Genomic DNA, 13,971 nt, shown 5'->3' on the forward strand with positions numbered 1-13,971 from the left:
CTATACCTCAGCGTATGCCCAGCGCCCAGATCGGTGAGCCCATTTCGACTGGGCTAAATCCTTGTGTCAGCGAGTGACGAATCCGCATAGGCTGATATCATCAATCCAGATATTGGAGGCTTGTAATATGTCATATGTTCCGGGTTCCACATCAACCCAGCAGCCTGTAGGCTATCCTTATCCTTATTATCCGCCACCTCCCCCACCACCACCGTACCCTTATCCATACCCCTATCCTTACCCACCCGTGGTGCCTTTTCCTCTTCCTTTTCCCATAGGTGGGCTTGGGCCAGGACCATGGTGGCATGGTGGTTATCCAGGACATTATCCGGGATATCCGGGAGGCCCGCACGGCGGCGGTCCAGGAGGTCACGGGGGCCATGGCGGACCCGGCGGGCCTGGAGGTCCCGGCGGATTTCATGGTCACCGTTTTTTCCAGTGGTAGAACCTGAAAGCTTTACGTTTTAACTAAAAGGCAGGAGCTGTTTCAACAGCTCCTGCCTTTTGGTTATTTCATCTTGTTATATCCATCGTGATTTACAACGAATGTCTAGGGCCCTAGTATTCAATCTCATCCATTAGATTCAAATTGCGGTTAGACATCCGGAGAAGCTCTGTAAACGATGATGTAACATAATAAACAAAGTCCGGATCATGCACATACATAATGACTTGCCCATATGTTCCTGCCTCTGTTGGGTCAAAATCAAGCATCAAATAAAGCGAACCTCCAGCCATTGTAGCAAATGGAATCCATGACTTATGGAACAAATACGGTTTGATTTCAGCATCCAACTGTCGAATCTCTTCTTCTCCGTAATACTCCTCCAGCCTCTCATCCACGTCACAGAAGTATTGTTTGGTCTCCATAATCTCATTTAGCGACATCAGATAGAAGGGAACACATGAACCTTGCTCCATATCCCCCGGGTACAACATATGTAGACCGTAACCACTACCATCGGTATGGCTGTAAAAAGAGCGGAAATCGGCGGGCAGGCGGACTCCAAACTGCTTCTCGAACTGATCCAGCTCAGACTCGGATGCCCCTGCCAATTGAAGATACGTGTCATAGAGCGACCGAATCTCTTCATCTTGTATTTTCCGATCTAATAGATGGTTCAATTCTATCCGTAGATCGTTGATCACAATATCCACTCCAGACTTCATATCCCGTCACCTTCACCCTTCTCCGCACTTCGGTCCAGCATATATTGTTCATATCCCCAGAACGCCTCTTGTTCATCGCCGCCTTCAATCAGGATCATGACTGCATACGAGAACAGATTAAGCCATTCCTCCATCATGGCAACCTGCTCATCCGAGATGAGATGATTACTGCGAAGCATGCCCTCGGGTTCAATCGCCCAAGCCCTCGCCAGATGAGGAATGCTCCATAGACAAGCGATTACTTCCCGATCCAATGCAGGATTTGAAAGTTCCGGAGCGAGCACGCGTAGAATGAGCATTAATTCATGGAAATTCGCTTCAATGAATTGACCGCGAAACGGACGTAAGCTTCCAAGAAAGCCATGTTCCATCTTCGGATGGTTTACATCATCATGAGCAAAGGCGTGATATTTTAACAACAGTACAGCCTCTTGACGTTCCATTTCATCACCCTTTAGAGAATCATTCATTCAGGTATTCACACGTGACCACCCCGTATTACCAGCGAAGCGGCTCCTGTTCACGCCACAATACGTAGCGCTCCCTTTCACGCAAAGTACCTGTACCAATCCCGTATTCATCCATCCGTTCCGAACGCAGATCAAGGAAGTGCAGCATACCGCCATATGTTCCCACGGCAAGCTGGGACTGCTCTGGTGACACAGCCAGAGAATAGATTGTTGAACCTACAAAATGACGCCACAGCTCTTGTCCCTCGCGGTTGATGCAATATATATAACCGTACGCATCACCTAGCACCATACCACCTTCAAGCTCAATCATCGTATACACACGTGCATTCTCGTCCATGATTGGCCACTCTTCATCCGGTTTACGATCAGCAATGCTGTCTAGTGGAACTTGAATCGTAAGTCCATTGTAGAAATGACAGGCATTAAACCAGACAACTTGATTGTCACGACTGAATGCCGCACAATGCGGATAACTAGACTCTGGCTGTACCTCATACTTCTTGTCGTTCTCCCGATCCAATACCGTATGGTTGCTCATCTGGCTGCCCCAGGCAATCCAGCGCTCATCATAGGATACTGCAGCATGTCCCATAGAAAGCTGAGTGTCTTCATATTCATACTCCTGAATCTCGGCCACATCAGGATGAAGAAGGGTCACCCGCTCCTGCTCTACCAGATAGATACCGTACCGCGAATGAAGCAACAGCGCCTTCCCTTGATCCATGGGGATCAGCTTTTCAATCGTGTTCTCGGGATGTATCGTATCTGCCAGGGATTCAATTTCAGGCAATTGCGCTTTGATCAGATCCTTGATCTTGTCCCAAGGGTAGTATGCGACTTGCTCTCCTTCCAGCTTGCGGTCTGGTTCACGAATGACGTGAATACCTTCATGACTCGCCAGAGCAACGTAACCGCCGCCCCCTGAACAGCCTGCCATTGTGTAGTCCGGACTACACCACCATCCCTGCTGATCCATTGTGTATACCTGCCCGTTATTGGACAACATGCCTGTATTACAGAGCACCGTATGCTCATTCAAATAACCTACAACCTGCACCGCCTGCATAGAGTCCTGAAAATGATTGCTCAGCGGCCATGTTGCGGCAGGTAATTCTTCTCGAAGCCGCTCGACCTCACCCTGGAGATTAGCCTGTTTCACCATTTTCATCACTTTAGAACTGAGCGAATGACGGGTATCATCTGCTAGCTCAGCTTCATCCGGATGTTCTCCCTGAAGCATTTTATGTACAAATGCATTGACATCGCTGGCATACCGCTTGCCTTCCTTTCGCCACTGTTCCGCAGTTTCTGTATCCAGCCAACCCATAAAACCCCTCGCCCTCTACTATTCTCTACTTCAATGCAGTGCAATGATGTGCCTGCAAAAATTGTTGTATCTCCTGTACTTGACTCTGCGCTTCTTGTGCCTCCGCCTTGTGATTAAGTTCTTCAAAAAATAAAACAATTTCGCGCTCACTCGCCATATTAAAACGAACATACCCGCCAATCATAGTGCTGAACAGCTTGCATGTGTATTCATTATCAATGACCAGATCCCATGAAAAATGCAACTGGCATAGATCTGTTACTTCTTTCATTGATATTCCGTTCTCTTTCCCTGTAAAATGATAAAATATATGCTGCCGTTCTTCGTTCCACGGTTCGAAATACGCAGGGCTGAAAGGCTCATCTCTACGGTAGTAACCGCAGTAGATACGGTCAAGCATGTCAGCAAACGATGCATCGTTTGACGGCCACACCGTAATCTGTTCATCATGGCGAGGAAGCCAGATCAAACCTTCCACATCTGCATGAACAGCCAGAAAATCGCCATCTACTGAACTCCCGATGCTGATACATTCTTGCAATTGGCGCTGGCTAACGACCGTTTCATCCGTATGCTCCCATAGATCATAGTCTGCAAATGGCTTCAACACCTCGCAATCCGGCCGTTGAATGTTCATCCAGCCTGAATAAGTTCCCTCACCGTATTGCTGCATCCAGCGTTGATAAGCTGACGGTAGACGAACGGAATGTTCCTGCTGCACTTGTTGCAATGCCTCATGCGAGACAGCCTTTAACATACGAGACACGATATACATTCAGCATCGGCTCCTAACTGTAATTCTTAACAGGAAACGCGTATGGGGGAAAATCCAACCGGTTCCATAAGATTCATTAGATTTATGAGATTCATGAGATCAATCGACAGTACACATTAGGCCAGCTCTTCATGTACGATTTCAGTTGTTACGCCTTTACGATTGCGAATGTGAATAGCAAAAGCATCATAACCATTTCGTTTAACCTCGTTAAAAGGCACTCGCTCACCTGTAATCAACTCATACGTCCCATCCGGCTCAACATCCTCGCCAAACTCTTCATCCCATGGCACGTTGTAATATGCCGTCAGAAATACTTCAAATGTATCCTCGCCCTCAATGTCGAGATAAGGACGAAGCGGCCTGTTGTTCACTTCTTCCTCGGGATACGTCTCACACAGCATCGCATCGTAACCATGTTTCGCCCCGTCAATGAGAAGATAACGCTCCCCAGTAACCGAGTGTTCTGCATAAATCAAAAAAGGAGTCATATTGTTCCACATAATCAGATCATCATCATCCAGGCCACCATAATAAAAAATATGAAACTGATCATGCCCATCAGGAGTTTGCAGTTTTCCTTGCCATTCTACATCATGTTTTTTTTCTGCCGCTACGCTCTTTGTCAGCCCTTGCAGATATACAGGGCCATGCTCTACACCGTACATATTCATCATTTTGCCTCCATTTTGTTCATTCGTATTGTAACGATTTTATGCTCTTCATCCACTGTCAGTTTTACATTGATACCCAGCTTTTCACGAAACAACGCCGTAACATTCAGGTAAGGATCACGAGCGGCTTCCGTTCCCCGATTGCTAGACCGGCTCATACCTTGATGGATGATAGACTTCACCAGCTTATCGTCCCCTTTACCCGTTTGTTCATAGGTATAGATTACCTTCCCCTCACGGTCCAGCAGCGTCATTACTGTAACAAAGTCATTGGCATTGGTGTATTGGTTTTCACTTCGCACATACACATGATCGCTCTGCGAGTAATCAATTTGACCTGCTAAATACGGGTTGTTTCCCCCCGGTTGAACCTCGTACTCCTTATAAGCCAATTGAAACAAATACTGCAGACCACTCGTGTCAATACGGTAATACAGTTGACGATCATCTCCGCGTTTGTCCATTGCTGTATATCCGTTGATCAGCGGCCATGTCTGATAAGGTTTACCTTCGACGTCCACAGCAAGGGCGTAGCCCGATAACACCTTTTCTTTTTGAAATACACCATATGTCTGCATAATAAAATAAGCAGGTATGCACATCATGGCAAACACAAACAGAAAAACACTAAATTTAATTCGCTTATTCATCTTTTTTCCCCTGTTCCTGATGGTAATCATTTATCTGAAGTTATGCTGCATCTTGGTTAACACGCGAGTTACGGCTTCCCTATTTTTGGCCTCCTTGATGTAGACAGGAACACTGTGTGATGCAGTTTTCAGAGATCTGCCCCCATATTTCACACGTAAATCAGCCGATACATACTGCAAAAGATAATTCAGATGTTGCCGATTGACAGCCCAGATCTGTTTGCCTCGAATATAGTCCAGAAAATAGAGTTCCAGACCAAAAAGCGGGTCCCTGCCCTTTTGAATTTCGTTGTAATAACCTCGACTGACCTGCCTTTTATGCAGTTTAGCTCGATTTTTTGCCCCGCAGTGTGGACATGTAATATGGGCTAGCGGATGGGGTGTCATCTTCTCATCGGTTACCAACACCGTAAACCACCGCTCACATACAGTACAATATCCCTTAGCTGCATACTCGTAGTCGGCTTCTTTGACTGCATGAGCGTAGCACTGACTACATTTCCACTGCACTTTTCCATTAATGCGCTCGATATAAGCGTACCCGCCGCATTCTGGACATTTGACATCAACTCGCTCTCCCCGGTAAAGCACAGAATAAAAGCTGTATTTGTATGCCCCTTCGTCTTCGAAACGTTTCACATTCAACCTCTCCTTTCATTGAACCTTACGCTGAATCAGTCATTCATCCCACATTGTTCCAAATGAGCCGTTAATAAAATTATATGAAACTCTTTACCCAAGCACAACAAATCCAGGCTCGCTGTCTCAAAATAACGTCCTTAGTCCTACACAAATGTGTGCTTCGTCACACCGATGATCCCATCGATATCGTAATCTAGACTTAAGAGTCTCTCATCATTACCATCTCCCAAATACGTTTTTGTGAAAATCATCACTTGTTAATTGAAAGGTAGTGACTCTATGCTCTCGTTTCCCAACATTTTCAAGTACACGCTGCTTCTGACCATCTTTACTGCCGCACTCTCTCATTGCAATGCCACAAGTCCCGTGCAGCACAATCAAAATGAAGAGGCCTTCTCCAGCTCTGCTCCAAGTCAGCCACCCGTTGATCCGGTCATTCGCAGAGAAGGCGAAACCGTCTATATTGAAATGACCTCCCAAGTGACCGATATCGAAATTTCGAAAGGTGTCATCTATAACGCCTGGACGTTTAATGGGACTTCTCCCGGCCCCGTCCTGCGTGTCAAAGAGGGAGATACGATCGTTTTTACGTTAAAAAATAAAGATACCCGCATGAACCACTCAATGGACATGCATGCCGTTCATGCTTCTCCGAGCAGTAAATTCATCGATGTCATGCCGGGGAAAGAAGGCACTTTCACCTATCCTGCCTCCAATCCAGGCGTATTTATGTACCACTGCGGAAGCAAACCAACTCTCGCCCACATTTCCAACGGCATGTACGGCATGATTATCGTTGAACCCAAAGCAGGATACCCTTCGGATCATCTCGTTGACCGTTCGTATACTCTGGTGCAGAGTGAATGGTATAAGGAACATGATTACAATTCATTTGTTAACGGGGAACCGGAGTATGTCGTTTTTAATGGCAATACCTATACCCTGAAAGAACATCCACTGCTGGCCAAAGTAGGAGATATCGTGCGCATCTATGTCAGTAATGCCGGTCCAAACGAAGTCTCTTCCTTCCATGTTGTAGGTACGATTATGGATCGGGTATACAAGGACGGTAATCCAAGAAACATCGAGTATGGGATTCAGACCGTTATGCTTCCCGCCAGCGGAGGCGCGGTCGTTGAGTTTACCGTCACCGAAGAAGGTGACTATCCCATCGTAACCCATCAATTCAAGCATGTAGACAAAGGTGCATCTGCCGTAATCCGTGTAACGAAAGATGGTAAAAATCACGGTGGTGAGACTATGGCTCATTAATATATAAAGAGGTGACTAAGAAATGATTTGTACCCATGGAAAAAACGATGCCTGTTTCACCAAAGTTTCGCTTTTTCAGCATCTGGACCCTGCGGACGCTGCATTGCTGACCTCGCTCCTCCATACCCGCAAATTTCTAAAAGGCGAATATATTGTGCAAGAAGGCGAACTTTCAGACAGCCTTTTTGTAATACATCAGGGTAGTGTGAAACTATCCAAATATAACGAGAACGGCAAAGAACATATTATCCGGTTTCTGTTCTCCGGTGATTTTTTCGGACAGCATTCATTACTACATCAGACACCCCATCAATCCAATGCGGAGGTTCTTGAGACCTCGTCGATCTGTTCCATCCGCAAACAGGACTTTGACCAGCTACTTGAACATGATCCCAAACTTGCTTATCATTTCTTGCTTGCCATCACCCGTCTGCTCAATGAGACCGACGAGTGGAACAGTTCCCTCAGCGCAATGACGACGGAGCAAAAAATTGCGAAGTTGCTGCTCGATTTCCATACCCGGAATCATGCTAACCCTGAGATCCGACTGCCTGTTTTCAAAAAGGATATGGCTTTGCTCTTAGGAATTACACCGGAGACGTTGAGCCGTAAATTAAATCTCATGCAACATCAGAGGCTGCTTCAGGTAAAAGGTAATGAGATTCGTATTCTGCAGCTACAGGAGTTGAAAGATATGATCTCCTGATCAATTCATCGCCTGCTTGCATATGTAAACTATTTAACCCAGGTTGTGAGTATCGTCACAGTGAACGTCTGATTAACAGTATAAAGTGAATAACAAGAATAGAATTTTCAGGAGGCTAACCTTATGACGACTACCGTTGTTAAATTGGACAAACAACTCATTATGCATAAAATGCAGGAGCTATGCTCCCTATTGTTACAGGATGAAGGCTACAAAGAGATGCGTGAGATGATCGACCAATTTGCTGCAGACGAACAAGCGACCGAGCAATATGAACGCTTTATGGAGAAACATCAGGCTCTCGAAGAGAAAGAGCGTCAAAATATGGAGTTGCTCGAATCCGAGATTAAAATCTACGAAGAAGAGGAACGCGCGCTTTACGATCATCCGCTGATTCGCAGATTTATCTATGCACAACGTGAATTCAGCCAATTGCACCAACAGATTAGCAACTATTTTACAAAATCCGTTGAATTAAATCGTCTGCCCGAAGCCAAAGAGTTGGGTAAAGAAGCCTGTGGTTGCGGCGGAAACTGCTCCGGACACTAATTTCTACTTAACTTCTAAGCGAGATCAAGCTACAAGAAAGAGTATCCTTAACTCAGAATGGCTCTGAGGGGATACTCTTTTTTTTCGATTAGATATCCAGCAGTAAAGAAACCAGTAATCCCATCGATGCAATCAACCCTACGACAGGGCCTCCTTCTTCAAAAGCCTCAGGCATCATAGTTGAGCAAAGCATAGCTATAATGCCTCCTCCGGCAAAAGCACCAATCGCTGCTCCCATCTCTTTGGGTAGCTGTTCCAGAAACAGATACCCGCCCATTGCGGCAAGAGCAGAGATCAACAACACACCGAGCCACATCAACAGAATATTGCCTTTGCTATACTTGCTATTCTTCAGTCCTGCGGTACTAGATAAGCCTTCAGGAACATTGCTGACAAAAATCGATACCACCAGCACCACACTGACACCGTTCCCCGCCAGCAAACTGGCACCCAGCATGATCGACTCGGGAATGGCATCCATCACGGTGCCTGCGAATATGCCGAGCCCGCTTTGCTGGCTTGAGTCTTTCTTATTGGAACGTTTCCGATCCGAACCACCTTTAGCTGAGATGAGCCAATCAAATATTGTATATACGACGGCTCCAGCGGTAAAACCGATCGCTGTTGGTAACATGCCGCCATCGTTCAGTGCATCCCCAAGAAGCTCGAACGTAGCTGCACCAATCAGCGTACCTGTCCCGAAAGCCATAATCCAACCGATAACCCTCTTCGGAATCTTCATAAACAAGGCTGCAAGCGCACCAATCACTACCGCTGAGGCGGAGATGCCGCCCCACATGAATGCAGTCCACATCAGGGAAGGCCCCTCTCTCTTCCAAATTGTTTTATCTCCCATTAACCCGGGGTGACAGATTAAAAACAATCGCCTGATTCAACGGACTTTATTTTCACAAAATAATCAGTTAAACAAGCCTGACTTCCCCTTTCAATTCATCATTCCATGTCAATCCGATGACGGTGTGACCTATGTCACCTGATGTGGACTTAAATCACGTTATGATAAAATGATGTCATTTACAGAAGGATGAACCAGAGCAGGAATTGCACCGCTCCAATGATTTCAATGATGCCCACCTTCATAGGACGTAGGGTTTGACCTGCATATCGAAACGCTCTTGCAGCAGAATAGACGAAGGCTAGCCCCATCCATGGGTACCCAACGATAGCCGGAATGAATAAGAGTACAACATGGACAAGGCGTGACAACCTGATCCAGCGTGGATTGTTGCGTTCCCGAAAGACGGATTTCACAAAGAACGTACTTCCTGTAAAATGTAAAAAGGAAAATAATACAACGATGGCCATTCCGTAATCCCATTCACCACTGCCAATCAGATAAGCGGCCGCTCCGCCAAGGGAGAACACCAGCATCGCGCAGAGATCATTGGTGAGGGATCTTTCGGCCTTATGTCTCACATGCCAGATGTTCACCAGAAGCAGGCCAGCCAACATAGGGCCAAACCATAACAGCGAAGATTGCCCGATAACCGCCGGTATGAGACAGACTAAAGCAATTGAACCGTATATGGCAGCCCATGTATATAATCGTTGACGATTCGCGTTCCGTTTAAGTGATTGCAGCAAAGGATATGCGGTCAGATATAGGCCAAGCCAGGCTATGAACAGAGGCACATGAAGCCACTGAGGGCTGCTTGCCGCCACACCGACGAGAAAAGGTACACTGACCATCGCCCACCCTCCGTGCTCATGAGGGATAACGATTGGTTTTAGGTTCGTACTTGCATTGCTTTTCAATTCAATCACAACCTCCGATTCGATTTAACATTACAAAATGAAGCTTTCGTTGCTGAAGACACGAAGATATGAAGATATGAAGATATGAAGAACAAATAAAAACATCAAAATTAACGTTTATGCGTATAGAGAGGATGAACTCGTATGACCCGGGTAAATAAAGAAAACGCAGCAGAATTTCTGCAGCAATTCCCTATTTTTCAGGATCTTAGCCCTGAAGAGTTGAAACAAGTTGAAGAAATCGCCATATCCCGCAGCATCAGCAAAAAAACTGTGATTTTTAGTGAAGGTAGTGAAAAAGAAGCGGTCTTTTTCATCCGTACCGGCATTGTCAAAGCGTACAAAACAGACGAGAACGGACATGAACAGATTGTCTCCTTTCTCAAAACAGGAGATATGTTCCCACATACCGGATTTTTCAATGCGCATCCATATCCCGCTACCGCTGTTGCGATTACACCGACAAGTCTGCTGGCGATCCCTGTCCGTCATTTTGAACGGCTCATGCTCAGCACACCTTCCATTGCCATCAAAATCATGCGTGTACTTGGCGATAAAATACGCGAATTACAAGATAAGTTACAAGTGCTTTCCGGTCAGGATGTGCGTAATCGTGTACTCTCCTTTCTTCTCATGCTGGCAGAGCAACATGGTCAGCAACAAGCAGATAAAATTGTCATCAATCTGCCCATGACCCACCAGGAATTTGCCAATTCCATAGGAACGACAAGGGAGACAGCCAATCGACTGCTGAACCAGCTTGCGAAAGATGAATTGCTTGAGGTTGATCGTAGTCGCATCATCATTCATAACCTGCAGGCTTTAAAGGAACAACGAGACGCCTGAGCATAATGATAAAACGCCGCATGCATTTTGCTTCTTCTATCTTCTTTCTTGTTTCTTGCTTCTTGTTTCTTCTTTCTTCTTTCTTCTATACCGAATGTGGCGACCACCGCCTGTGAAAAAAGAGACCTTAACTACTGTAAATCAAGTTAAGGTCTCTTGCTGTATGTTGGATCACTTTTTCAAAACCTGTTCCGTTTATGTGATTTGCTCAGGCAATCGTAAGATCGGGTTTACTCATGTCACTGAACATACCGGCGTAATATTTGACTTCTCCAGCTTCATTACGAATCGCTGTAATACTAAGCCATTCCTGATAGACCTCACCGTTTTTCTTCCGGTTCCAGATCTCTCCCTGCCAGTATCCTTTGTCACGCAGTTCCTGCCACAACTGATCATAGAACTTTTTATCCTGCTTGCCTGATTTCAGCATGCTTGGCTTCTGTCCTACCGCTTCTTCAGCTGTATAACCTGTAACTGCCGTGAAGGCTGGATTCACAGAACGAATAACACTGTTCGTATCTGTCACCAGAATCGCTTCAATTGTATTCTCCAAAATGCTGGCAGACAGTTGAAGTTTCTCCTGATAGAACATCCAGATGACAAGCACGAGACTTACCAGTGCAATCTGGGATAACGCCATGAATCCAATCGCATAATGCCCTGTCATACTGTACAACAGTGTCAGCATCAATGGAGGGAAGAAACCACCCAAACCACCCATAGCTGAGATCATACCATTCGCGATTCCTGCCTGTTTGACGAAATACATTGGCACCAATTTGAAAATCGTACCGTTACCTGTCCCCGCGCAAAGCGCAACTGTCAGACAGCCTACTGTATAGATATAGAAGGATGGCGCGAAGGATAACACAATCGCTGCTACCGTCAATCCGCCAAATACAAACATTAATATTTTGAACGGATTAAATTTATCACCCAGCCATCCGCCAACCGGACGCATAATTGTTGCGACCAGGATGAATCCCGCGGTGCGAAGTCCGGCATCAACCTTATCCATCTGGAAATTGGTTACGAGGAAGTTCGGCAAGTAGACGGTGAACGCCACGAATGAACCAAACGTTAGGAAATAAAAAAGACACAAGAGCCACAGTTTATTATTGCGTGATACGTCTTTTAGCTGCTGCATCAGAGGAAGGGTGACACGTGTTTCTTTTTTGTCTCCCAAAGCAAAGTTGAGTGCCGCCATACCAATTAAAAGAATACTGTAAAATAATACGGTTTTGGACCAACCCACCTGAGCAGCAACCAAAGGAGCTCCAAACGCCGAAAGCGCCGTACCCAGGTTACCAATACCATAGATCCCGTTAACAAAACCGTGACGCTCTTTGGGATAATACTTCGGTAATGAGGTTACTCCAACAGAGAACACAGCTCCACCGATCCCGAGGAAAAATCCCCCAATGACCAGATCACTGAACGATGTTGCGCGGCTTACCCACCATACGGGAGCGAGTAACAATACAAAGCTGATCATGAAAATGTTACGTGCCCCGTAGCGGTTCGTCCAATACCCAATCGGAATACGAGCAATCGAACCGATCAATACCGGAATGGCCGTTGCCCAAGCCAGCTGTGATGACGTAAGTACGATGTCTTCTTTAATGAAAGGCATGAGTGATGACAGAATCACCCATACCATGAAACCGAGAATCAGACTTGCGGTTTGCAAGGGCAGTTGAACTTTACCTTTTTGCTGCATTTACATCGCCCTTTCCTTATGTTGTTCTTGATTCTGATTCGGATACACGGCTCCGTCTCTTCTGCGATACAGCACATAGCTACGTCTGAGATATCCGAGAGGCATACTTAGCATGTGAACGAGACGAGTGAATGGGAACACACAGTACAGCACAAATGTAAGTAAAATATGAACTTTGAAGTTCATGGGCACAGTTTGCATCAGAGCCGGATCAGGTTGGAAGACCAGAAGTCCTCGCAGCCATGGATTAATCGTTGTACGATAATCAAACCCACTATGATTTACCGCATTGGCTGAAGTTGCCAAAATACCCGTCACGATAACAATGATCAGCATGGCAAGGGCCAGCCAATCCCCAACGCTGCTTGTTGCGCGCACTCTACGAGCCGTATAGCGGCGTATCAAAAGAATAACCAAACCGGCAAATGCAATAATTCCTGCCGGTAATCCGCCGAACACAGCGCCCATATGATAGGCTTCGTCACTCAGACCGATCCAGTGGTAAAATTCGATCGGTACAAGCAAACCGGCAATATGTCCGCAGATGACGGCGAAAATGCCGATGTGGAAGAGTAAACTTCCCCATCGCAGCAACCGTTTTTCCAGCATCTCACTTGATTTGGATGTCCAACTAAACGGATTGGTTACATATCTCCAGATGGTCGCTGTGATACAAAACACGATGACCATATACGGGAGAGCACCCCATAACATTAATTCCAGTGTACTCACCGACTGCCCCTCCTCATCAGCTCAACGATCTCGTTCAGACCGCCAAGCGGTTGTTTCTGTTCTTCTTTGCTTGGTTCAGGTACGTCCGAAACAGACGGCTCGGGCATCACCTGTAACATCAGCGTAAGGAGCGGCCCGTATGGACTGTTTTGTCCTGCAATGCTTTCGGTCATCGATACCAGCGCTTTATGGCAACTATCCAGAACTCCAATGGCATCCTGCTCAGGAGCCTCGGCAATGAATTCGAGCACCATGGGCAAGTAATCCGGGAGTTCGGTAGCTTCCATATAGAAACCAGCCGCTTCATATCTGCGCTTCAAATCAATCAGTGCTGGCCCGCGATCCCTCTCATCGCCATGCAAAGCATAGGTGAGATAAAGATTCGATTTTTTATCAAAGTCAAACGAACGAACATAAGCGTCCTGCCACCGTATGGCATCTAAAGCCTGAGCACTACTGATGAAGGTTAACACGGTCTGCTTCACTTCTTCATCAGAGATCGAAAGGACAGCTTCCTGTACGCCTTGTAATCCCTCTCTCCACTCGGTATCCGGATATTGCAGCAGATAGGAGATCAGTTTGCAGACCATTCGTCTTGTTTCCATGTCGTACATCGGCTTTACGATTGGTTCTGGATCGATATCAATTGTCATCGTTGT

At 46.2% G+C, this 13,971-nt stretch carries 17 protein-coding genes; 5 read left to right on the forward strand and 12 right to left on the reverse strand.

Translation table 11 applies throughout. The annotated features are described in order from the left end of the window. Positions 1–127 precede the first annotated feature (127 nt). Positions 128–445, forward strand: coding sequence for a hypothetical protein (locus AC1VYS_RS17030; protein WP_482910691.1), 318 nt, complete (start codon positions 128–130; stop codon positions 443–445). A 113-nt stretch (positions 446–558) separates the two neighbouring features. On the opposite strand, the gene AC1VYS_RS17035 is transcribed toward AC1VYS_RS17030, so the two are convergent. From AC1VYS_RS17035 to AC1VYS_RS17065, 7 genes are all read right to left on the reverse strand, one after another. Further along, on the reverse strand, positions 559–1,170 hold the full coding sequence (locus tag AC1VYS_RS17035; RefSeq protein ID WP_482910692.1) for an SMI1/KNR4 family protein: 612 nt from the start codon (positions 1,168–1,170) through the stop codon (positions 559–561). Further along, positions 1,167–1,640 carry a hypothetical protein gene (locus tag AC1VYS_RS17040; protein WP_482910693.1) on the reverse strand — a complete coding sequence of 158 codons (474 nt, stop codon included), beginning with the start codon at positions 1,638–1,640 and terminating at the stop codon, positions 1,167–1,169. The genes AC1VYS_RS17035 and AC1VYS_RS17040 overlap by 4 nt, the downstream gene beginning before the upstream one ends. 28 nt (positions 1,641–1,668) lie before the next feature. Continuing rightward, positions 1,669–2,970: a hypothetical protein gene (locus AC1VYS_RS17045; protein WP_482910694.1), complete on the reverse strand. Its 1,302-nt coding sequence runs from the start codon at positions 2,968–2,970 to the stop codon at positions 1,669–1,671. Between the two features lie 25 nt (positions 2,971–2,995). After that, complete coding sequence (locus tag AC1VYS_RS17050; protein WP_482910695.1) at positions 2,996–3,745, reverse strand: SMI1/KNR4 family protein; 750 nt, start codon at positions 3,743–3,745, stop codon at positions 2,996–2,998. 116 nt (positions 3,746–3,861) lie between these two features. Beyond that, positions 3,862–4,419 (reverse strand): hypothetical protein, encoded by a 558-nt coding sequence (locus AC1VYS_RS17055; protein WP_482910696.1) that lies wholly within the window; start codon positions 4,417–4,419, stop codon positions 3,862–3,864. After that, entirely contained in the window at positions 4,419–5,069 is a 651-nt protein-coding gene (locus tag AC1VYS_RS17060; protein WP_482910697.1) for a hypothetical protein, read from the reverse strand. The genes AC1VYS_RS17055 and AC1VYS_RS17060 overlap by 1 nt, the downstream gene beginning before the upstream one ends. Positions 5,070–5,099: 30 nt before the next feature. Beyond that, positions 5,100–5,708: an FmdB family zinc ribbon protein gene (locus AC1VYS_RS17065; RefSeq protein WP_482910698.1), complete on the reverse strand. Its 609-nt coding sequence runs from the start codon at positions 5,706–5,708 to the stop codon at positions 5,100–5,102. 282 nt (positions 5,709–5,990) lie between these two features. Between AC1VYS_RS17065 and AC1VYS_RS17070 the strand changes: the two genes are divergently transcribed. The 3 genes from AC1VYS_RS17070 to AC1VYS_RS17080 all read left to right on the forward strand — a co-directional run bounded on the left by AC1VYS_RS17070 (position 5,991) and on the right by AC1VYS_RS17080 (position 8,238). Beyond that, a complete protein-coding gene (locus AC1VYS_RS17070) occupies positions 5,991–6,983 on the forward strand; it encodes a multicopper oxidase domain-containing protein (RefSeq protein WP_482910699.1) in 993 nt (330 codons plus the stop codon). A gap of 22 nt (positions 6,984–7,005) precedes the next feature. Further along, positions 7,006–7,689: a Crp/Fnr family transcriptional regulator gene (locus AC1VYS_RS17075; RefSeq protein ID WP_482910700.1), complete on the forward strand. Its 684-nt coding sequence runs from the start codon at positions 7,006–7,008 to the stop codon at positions 7,687–7,689. Between the two features lie 123 nt (positions 7,690–7,812). Continuing rightward, on the forward strand, positions 7,813–8,238 hold the full coding sequence (locus AC1VYS_RS17080) for a YlbF/YmcA family competence regulator (RefSeq protein WP_441922638.1): 426 nt from the start codon (positions 7,813–7,815) through the stop codon (positions 8,236–8,238). An 88-nt stretch (positions 8,239–8,326) separates the two neighbouring features. Here the strand turns inward: AC1VYS_RS17080 and AC1VYS_RS17085 are convergent, their stop codons facing one another. Next, entirely contained in the window at positions 8,327–9,052 is a 726-nt protein-coding gene (locus AC1VYS_RS17085; RefSeq protein ID WP_441922636.1) for a ZIP family metal transporter, read from the reverse strand. 221 nt (positions 9,053–9,273) lie between these two features. Further along, complete coding sequence (locus tag AC1VYS_RS17090; protein WP_482910701.1) at positions 9,274–10,023, reverse strand: YwiC-like family protein; 750 nt, start codon at positions 10,021–10,023, stop codon at positions 9,274–9,276. Between the two features lie 135 nt (positions 10,024–10,158). On the opposite strand from AC1VYS_RS17090, the gene AC1VYS_RS17095 reads away from it, so the two are divergent. Then, positions 10,159–10,860 carry a Crp/Fnr family transcriptional regulator gene (locus AC1VYS_RS17095; protein ID WP_090916998.1) on the forward strand — a complete coding sequence of 234 codons (702 nt, stop codon included), beginning with the start codon at positions 10,159–10,161 and terminating at the stop codon, positions 10,858–10,860. Between the two features lie 208 nt (positions 10,861–11,068). Here the strand turns inward: AC1VYS_RS17095 and AC1VYS_RS17100 are convergent, their stop codons facing one another. From AC1VYS_RS17100 to narJ, 3 genes are read right to left on the reverse strand one after another with little or no spacing between them, the layout of a single operon-like run. Further along, the gene (locus tag AC1VYS_RS17100) at positions 11,069–12,580 is read right to left on the reverse strand and encodes a nitrate/nitrite transporter (protein ID WP_308723367.1); all 1,512 of its coding nucleotides are present in this window, start codon (positions 12,578–12,580) and stop codon (positions 11,069–11,071) included. Then, positions 12,581–13,294 carry a respiratory nitrate reductase subunit gamma gene (gene narI, locus AC1VYS_RS17105; protein ID WP_482915036.1) on the reverse strand — a complete coding sequence of 238 codons (714 nt, stop codon included), beginning with the start codon at positions 13,292–13,294 and terminating at the stop codon, positions 12,581–12,583. A 14-nt stretch (positions 13,295–13,308) separates the two neighbouring features. Next, positions 13,309–13,965, reverse strand: a complete 657-nt coding sequence (gene narJ, locus AC1VYS_RS17110) for a nitrate reductase molybdenum cofactor assembly chaperone (protein WP_482910702.1) — start codon at positions 13,963–13,965, stop codon at positions 13,309–13,311. Positions 13,966–13,971: the final 6 nt, after the last annotated feature.

The organism is Paenibacillus sp. G34 (assembly GCF_056856875.1).

What these genes read in the sequence shown, in the direction of transcription:
- AC1VYS_RS17030 (WP_482910691.1), top strand. Translation starts at nt 128, where the DNA reads ATGTCATATGTTCCGGGTTCCACATCAACCCAGCAGCCTGTAGGCTAT.
- AC1VYS_RS17035 (WP_482910692.1), bottom strand. Translation starts at nt 1,170, where the DNA reads ATGAAGTCTGGAGTGGATATTGTGATCAACGATCTACGGATAGAATTG.
- AC1VYS_RS17040 (WP_482910693.1), bottom strand. Translation starts at nt 1,640, where the DNA reads ATGAATGATTCTCTAAAGGGTGATGAAATGGAACGTCAAGAGGCTGTA.
- AC1VYS_RS17045 (WP_482910694.1), bottom strand. Translation starts at nt 2,970, where the DNA reads ATGGGTTGGCTGGATACAGAAACTGCGGAACAGTGGCGAAAGGAAGGC.
- AC1VYS_RS17050 (WP_482910695.1), bottom strand. Translation starts at nt 3,745, where the DNA reads ATGTATATCGTGTCTCGTATGTTAAAGGCTGTCTCGCATGAGGCATTG.
- AC1VYS_RS17055 (WP_482910696.1), bottom strand. Translation starts at nt 4,419, where the DNA reads ATGAATATGTACGGTGTAGAGCATGGCCCTGTATATCTGCAAGGGCTG.
- AC1VYS_RS17060 (WP_482910697.1), bottom strand. Translation starts at nt 5,069, where the DNA reads ATGAATAAGCGAATTAAATTTAGTGTTTTTCTGTTTGTGTTTGCCATG.
- AC1VYS_RS17070 (WP_482910699.1), top strand. Translation starts at nt 5,991, where the DNA reads ATGCTCTCGTTTCCCAACATTTTCAAGTACACGCTGCTTCTGACCATC.
- AC1VYS_RS17075 (WP_482910700.1), top strand. Translation starts at nt 7,006, where the DNA reads ATGATTTGTACCCATGGAAAAAACGATGCCTGTTTCACCAAAGTTTCG.
- AC1VYS_RS17080 (WP_441922638.1), top strand. Translation starts at nt 7,813, where the DNA reads ATGACGACTACCGTTGTTAAATTGGACAAACAACTCATTATGCATAAA.
- AC1VYS_RS17085 (WP_441922636.1), bottom strand. Translation starts at nt 9,052, where the DNA reads ATGTGGACTGCATTCATGTGGGGCGGCATCTCCGCCTCAGCGGTAGTG.
- AC1VYS_RS17095 (WP_090916998.1), top strand. Translation starts at nt 10,159, where the DNA reads ATGACCCGGGTAAATAAAGAAAACGCAGCAGAATTTCTGCAGCAATTC.
- AC1VYS_RS17100 (WP_308723367.1), bottom strand. Translation starts at nt 12,580, where the DNA reads ATGCAGCAAAAAGGTAAAGTTCAACTGCCCTTGCAAACCGCAAGTCTG.
- narI (WP_482915036.1), bottom strand. Translation starts at nt 13,294, where the DNA reads ATGTTATGGGGTGCTCTCCCGTATATGGTCATCGTGTTTTGTATCACA.
- narJ (WP_482910702.1), bottom strand. Translation starts at nt 13,965, where the DNA reads ATGACAATTGATATCGATCCAGAACCAATCGTAAAGCCGATGTACGAC.